This is a genomic window from Actinomycetota bacterium (genome assembly GCA_036280995.1).
Taxonomy (GTDB): domain Bacteria; phylum Actinomycetota; class CALGFH01; order CALGFH01; family CALGFH01; genus CALGFH01.
This window is the reverse complement of the sequence record DASUPQ010000236.1, coordinates 1-5,617: the sequence shown is the minus strand read 5'-3', so window position 1 is coordinate 5,617 and position 5,617 is coordinate 1. Positions and strand designations below refer to the sequence as shown.

The window sequence follows — 5,617 nt, the reverse complement described above, 5'->3', positions numbered from 1 at the left end:
GTCGACGGCCTGACGCCAGTTGGCTGAGGCGGCCACTCTGGCCGAGACCGCCGCCCGCTGGGCCTCGGCGGCCTGGGTGCGCGCCGCCGCGACCACCGGGTCCTGCGGGTCGCTCAGGCCGGTGGCCCAGGCGCCGAGCCGCTCGTCCGCCGCCCGCAGCCGCAGCTTGGCCGCCAGACGGGGCAGGAACTGGACCACGATCATCAGCAGGCGCTCCAGCTCGGCCGCCAGGTCGCGGTCCCGCCGGGCCGAGCGCCCGGCCCGCGACGCCACCCGCGGCCCCGAGGACCCGGGCGGCGCCCCGGTCGCCGGCGGCCCGGCCGCGGGGCGGTTGCCCAGCGCCGACCAGACCGAGGAGCCGGTCCCCGAGGTCGAGCCGCCCGCCGGAGCGGCCTCCGAGGCGGAACCGCCCGCAGGAGCGGCCCCCGGACCCGCCGCCGTTCCCTTGCCCGGGGGGCGGGTGGTGAGGCTGGCGCTCGGGGACGGGCGGGGTGGCGGGTCGGTCGAGGCCAGGCGGAGCTGGGCGGCGCGGTGGGCGGCCAGGGGGGTGGCGAGCAGCGGCGGGGCCGGCTGGCCGGCCAGGTGGGCGGCGACCGCCCGGCCCAGGGCGATCCGGGCCCGGCGCTGGGCGCGGCGGCGGCGGGGCTCGGTGGCCATGAGCGCGATCGCCCGCCCGGCGGCGCGCACGCTGGTCCGCGCGGCCGCGGGGGCCGTCGGCCGGTCGGCCCGCCGCGGGCGGGCCGGCTCCCGGGGTGGCTGGCGGCTGCTCATCAACCCTTCCGCTTGGCGACCTCGTCGGTGAGCCTGGGGATGACCTTGAACAGGTCGCCCACGACCCCGAAGTCGGAGATGGCGAAGATCGGCGCGTCGGCGTCCTTGTTGACGGCGACGATCGTCTTGGAGGTCTGCATGCCGGCCCGGTGCTGAATGGCCCCGGAGATGCCGACGGCGACGTACAGCTGGGGCGAGACCGTCTTGCCGGTCTGCCCGACCTGGTGCTGGTGGGGGTACCAGCCGGCGTCGACCGCGGCCCGGCTGGCCCCGACGGCCGCCCCGAGGGTGTCGGCCAGCGCCTCGACCAGGGCGAAATTCGACGGGTCCTGGAGGCCGCGGCCGCCCGAGACGACGATCTCGGCCTCGGCCACGTCGGGCCGCCCGCCCTCCTCCTGGACGACGCGGTCGGTCACCCGGACCGGCTCCTGGGCCTCGGCGACCTCCAGGTCGACGAGCTCGGGCTCGGCCGGGGCCTCCTCGACCGGGAACGAGTTGGGCTTCACGGCCAGCACCGGGGTGCCGGTGCGGACCCGGGCGCGCACGGTGGTGGCCCCGCCGAACACGTTCTGGGTCGCGACCAGGTCGCCGTCGAGGTCGACGATGTCGGCCAGCATCCCCCAGCCTTTGCGGGCGGCCAGCCTGGCCCCGGCGTCCTTGGCCAGCGGGGTGGCCGCGACCAGGACCGCGGCCGGCTCGGCCCGGTCGGCGGCGGCGGCCAGGGCGCCGGTGAGCGGCCCGGACAGCCGGTGGTCGCCGCCGGCGGCGTAGACGGCGGTGGCGCCGTGGCGGGCCAGGCCCTCGCGGGCCGCCTCGAGACCCTCGCCCACGAACACGGCCACCGGGTCGCCGAGGTCGCGGGCCTTGGTCAGCATCTCGAAGGTCACCTTCTTGGTGACGCCATCCTCATGCTCGACCAGAACGAGAACTGGCGGCATCGCGTTACTCCCGTCTCAGATGAACTTGTGGCCGGCCAGGAACTCGGCCAGCTCGACGGCGGCGCTGCCGTCCCCAGGGTCCTTGACCTGCTGTCCCGCCTGCCGCGGAGGCCGGGGGGCGAAGTCGACGACCTCGGTGGTGGCGCCGGCGGTGCCGACCTCGCCCGGGTCGACGCCCAGGTCGGCCAGGGTGTAGTCGGTCACCGGCTTGGACTTTGCGGCCATGATGCCCTTGAACGACGGATAGCGGGGCTCGTTGATGCCCTTGACCACGCTGACCACGGCCGGCCCCTCGGCCTCGAGCACGTCGTAGCCGTTCTCGGTCTCGCGGTGGACGCGGATGGTCGACCCGTCCACCTCGAGCTGCTTGGCCCCGGTCAGCCCTGGCCAGCCGAGGTACTCGGCCAGGGCGCTGGGGACCAGGGAGGTGCGGGCGTCGGTGGACTCCGAGCCGCAGACCACGATGTCCGGCTCGACCTGGCGGACGGCCGCCTGGAGCACCTTGGCCGTGTTGAAGGCGCACGACCCGTGGAGGGCGTCGTCGTGCACGTGGACGGCCGCGTCCGGCCCCATGGAGAGCGCCTTGCGCACCGTGGCCAGGGCGGAGGCCGGGCCCATGCAGAGCACCACGACCTCGCCGCCGTGCTGCTCCTTGAGCCGCAGGGCCTCCTCGACGGCGTACTCGTCGACCGGGTTGAGGATCGTCTCGACCGACTCGCGGTCGAGCGTCTTGTCCGCCGGGTCGAGCCGCTTCTCGGCGGCCGTGTCGGGCACGCGCTTGACGGTGACCAGGATCTTCAACGCTGCCTCCAGGGGTGGCCGGTGCCGGACCGTGTCCGGGCCGGCGACCATGATGCCGCAACGGGCCGACCCTTTGCCTGTCCACACCCCCAGGTCTCGCGGATGGTCTAGGCTGCGGGCCCATGGCCCGCATCCTGCCGCCGCCGGCCCTGCCCAACGCTCCTGGCGAGCTGCGCCAGGACCCGCTCAGCGGCGGGTGGGTGGCGATCACGGTGGGCCGGGCGGCCAGGCCGGAGGCGTTCCTCGGCGACGTGGGCACCCCGCGGGGGCCGCTCGGCTGCCCGTTCTGTCCCGGCAACGAGCACATGACCCCGCCCGAGGTCTGGGCCGACCGCGACCCGGGCACCGAGCCCGACAAGCCCGGCTGGCATGTCCGGGTCGTCCCCAACAAGTTCCCGGCGTTCGCCGGCCCCCCGGCCGAAGCACGCAACAACGGGGGGTCCGGGGGGCTCATGGAGCCGGAGGCGCCGGAGGGGTCCGGGGAACCCCGGAGGGGTGCCCCGGTGGATCAAGCGCCGTGGGGCGGAGCCTCCCGGTCGATCGGGGGCCTCTACAGGTCGGTCCCAACGGCCGGGGTGCACGAGGTGGTCATCCACAACCCCGACCACGAGGCCACCCTGGCCGACCTGCCGCCGGTGGCGGTGGCGCGCACGATGGCGGCCTGGCGGCGGCGCCTGGCCGCCCACCGCGACCAGGCGTTCGGGGCGGTGCTGGTCATCGTCAACCAGGGCCGCACCGCCGGGGCCTCCCTGGAGCACCCGCACAGCCAGGTGTTCGGCACCGCCGGACGGCCCGACCGCGTCAGGGCCGAGGTGGACCGGCTGGCCGGGGACGCCTGCGCCGCCTGCGCGACCGTGGCCGCCGAGCGCGGCGGCCCCAGGCTCGTCGGTGCCAACGGGGACCTGCTCACCCTCTGCCCGTGGGCGTCGGCGGCCCCGTTCGAGGCGCTGCTCCTGCCCGCCGGCCACCGCCCCCGGTTCGACGAGGGCGGCCACGACGACACCGCCATGGCGGCCAGCCTCCGCGACCTGCTGCGACGGTTCCGCGGGGTCGCCGGCGACCACGCCCCCTACAACCTGGTGCTGCACTCGGCCCCGCCGGGGGTCGACGACTTCCACTGGCACCTGCACCTGCTCCCCCGCCTCACCACCTACGGCGGCTTCGAGCTGGGCACGGGCGTGATCATCAACGTGGTCGACCCCGACCGGGCCGCCGACGCGCTCCGGTCGGCCGCTAACGGTTCCTGAAGGTCGCCTTGCCCGGGCCGTTGGCCACGAACGAGGCCATGCCCTCGGCGGCGTCCTCGGTGGCGAACAGCGAGTGGAAGGCCTGGCGCTCCAGCAGCAGCCCGGCGTCGATGCCGGCCTCCAGGCCGGCGTCGATGACCTGCTTGGCCGCCCGCAGGGCCAGGCCGGGGCCCTTGGCGTAGCCGGCGGCGGCCGCACACGCCCGCTGGTAGACCTCGCCGGCCGGGTGCACCTCGTCGACCAGGCCCATCGCCTGGCACTCGGCGGCGCCGTAGAAGCGGCCCGAGTAGATCATCTCCTTGGCCTTTGCCGGCCCGACCAGGCGGGGCAGCCGCTGGGTGCCGCCGGCCCCGGGGATGACGCCGAGGAGGATCTCGGGCTGGCCGAACTTGGCGTCGGTGGCCGCGAACCGGAAGTCGGCCGTCAGGGCCACCTCGCAGCCGCCGCCCAGGGCGTAGCCGTTGACGGCCGCGATCACCACCTTGGGGATGCGGGCCAGGGCGTCGCAGGCGTCGGCCAGGTCGGTCGGCCTGGTCGAGATGCCGGCGAAGCCGAGGCCGTTCATCTCCTTGATGTCGGCCCCGGCGGCGAACACCTTCTCCCCGCCCCAGAGGACGACCGACCCGACCCGCTCGTCCCGCCCGGCCTCCTCCGCCGCCGCCAGCAGCTCGTCCTGGATCTGGGCGTTGAGGGCGTTGACGGGCGGCCGGTCGAGCCGGATGGTCCCGACCCGGCTGGCCTCGTCGACCTCCAGACGTACGAACTCACCCACCGGCGGTCCCTCCTGGCTGTTCGGCTGCGGCCGCGATTCTAGCGGCGGGCGATGGCGCCGGTGGCGGCCAGGCGGGTGGCCCGGTCGTGCTGGCGGGCGGTGGTGCGGCGGACGACCCGCAGGGCGAGCAGGCCGCAGAGCACGGTGAGCAGGTCGGCCAGGACCTGCATGCCGGCCGAGGGCTGGAAGCTCTCGAACTGCTCGGGGAGGAGGCCGAGGAGCATCAGGTCGGCGGCGGCGTGGACGGCCTCGGTGGTGATGCTGCGGACCAGGACCGAGGCCAGGAAGGCCAGCCACCACCGGCCGAGCAGCTCGGCCACGGGGCGCCGGCGCCAGGTGTCGGCCTGGTCGGGCGGCAGGTCGGGGTCGCTGGCCCGCCAGATGTCGTTGAGGACCTGCTTGGGGCGGAACAGGCTGAACACCGGGACCAGCCAGGCGCCCACCGCCCACCAGGGCCGGAAGCGCAGCCGCCTGGCCCCGAGGGCGGGCAGGTTCAGGTAGGCGCGCCGGAACCAGGCCAGCCACAGCCCGGCCGTGACCAGGAACCAGGCCGCCTGGACCGCGCCGACCCACAGGTACAGGTCGCCGGTGCCGCCGGTCAGCTCCCTGGCCGCCTGGGTGTCGCCCAGGTTGGCGGCCGCGCTGGCCAGGGCGAGCAGGATCGACACCCCCAGGGCGAGCCGCACCCGCCGCGCGGGTCGCCGCAGCGGCAGGTAGCCCTCAAGGGCGGCGACCGGGGCAGGTGGAGCCGGCCAGCCGGTCGGGGTCGGGGGGCTGTGGACAGCGCCACCCGCCCCCGCCGCGGGTCGGCTACCCTCCCGTTCGGGGGCCCGAACGCCAGGTGGGTGGGGGTCGGGCGTGCCCGGGGCCGGGGCGGGCGGGACCGGGCCGGGTGGGAGAGGGGCGCTCGGGTGGTCACGGCCAGGGGCGGGGTCGAGGGCCTGGCGGGCGGCGGTGACCAGGGCGCGGCAGGTGGGGAACCTGGCCGCCGGGTCCTTGGCCATGGCCTTGGCGACGACCTGGTCGATGGCGGGGGGCAGGTCGGGGCGGAGGGTGGTGACCCGGGGTGGGGGGGCTTCGAGGTGGGC

6 protein-coding genes are annotated in these 5,617 nt (G+C 76.2%); 1 reads left to right on the top strand and 5 read right to left on the bottom strand.

The window, feature by feature from the left end; genetic code table 11:
* From VF468_07585 to VF468_07575, 3 genes are all read right to left on the bottom strand, one after another.
* On the bottom strand, nt 1–771 hold a 771-nt coding region (locus VF468_07585; protein HEX5878166.1), incomplete at its 3' end, for a hypothetical protein.
* Entirely contained in the window at nt 771–1,709 is a 939-nt protein-coding gene (locus tag VF468_07580) for an electron transfer flavoprotein subunit alpha/FixB family protein (protein ID HEX5878165.1), read from the bottom strand. The genes VF468_07585 and VF468_07580, both read right to left, overlap by 1 nt.
* 15 nt (nt 1,710–1,724) lie before the next feature.
* Nucleotides 1,725–2,510 carry an electron transfer flavoprotein subunit beta/FixA family protein gene (locus tag VF468_07575; protein ID HEX5878164.1) on the bottom strand — a complete coding sequence of 262 codons (786 nt, stop codon included), beginning with the start codon at nt 2,508–2,510 and terminating at the stop codon, nt 1,725–1,727.
* A 122-nt stretch (nt 2,511–2,632) separates the two neighbouring features.
* Here VF468_07575 and VF468_07570 point away from each other — a divergent pair, with 122 nt between their 5' ends.
* Complete coding sequence (locus tag VF468_07570) at nt 2,633–3,757, top strand: galactose-1-phosphate uridylyltransferase (GenBank protein HEX5878163.1); 1,125 nt, start codon at nt 2,633–2,635, stop codon at nt 3,755–3,757.
* Here the strand turns inward: VF468_07570 and VF468_07565 are convergent.
* Together VF468_07565 and VF468_07560 are read right to left on the bottom strand one after the other, a co-directional pair.
* Entirely contained in the window at nt 3,744–4,529 is a 786-nt protein-coding gene (locus VF468_07565; GenBank protein ID HEX5878162.1) for an enoyl-CoA hydratase-related protein, read from the bottom strand. The genes VF468_07570 and VF468_07565 overlap by 14 nt on opposite strands.
* Nucleotides 4,530–4,567: 38 nt before the next feature.
* The coding region (locus VF468_07560) for a DUF4328 domain-containing protein (GenBank protein ID HEX5878161.1) at nt 4,568–5,617 on the bottom strand (1,050 nt) is incomplete at its 5' end.

Excerpts from the sequence above, each read along its gene's own strand:
- VF468_07580 (HEX5878165.1), bottom strand. The coding sequence starts at position 1,709 with ATGCCGCCAGTTCTCGTTCTGGTCGAGCATGAGGATGGCGTCACCAAG.
- VF468_07570 (HEX5878163.1), top strand. The coding sequence starts at position 2,633 with ATGGCCCGCATCCTGCCGCCGCCGGCCCTGCCCAACGCTCCTGGCGAG.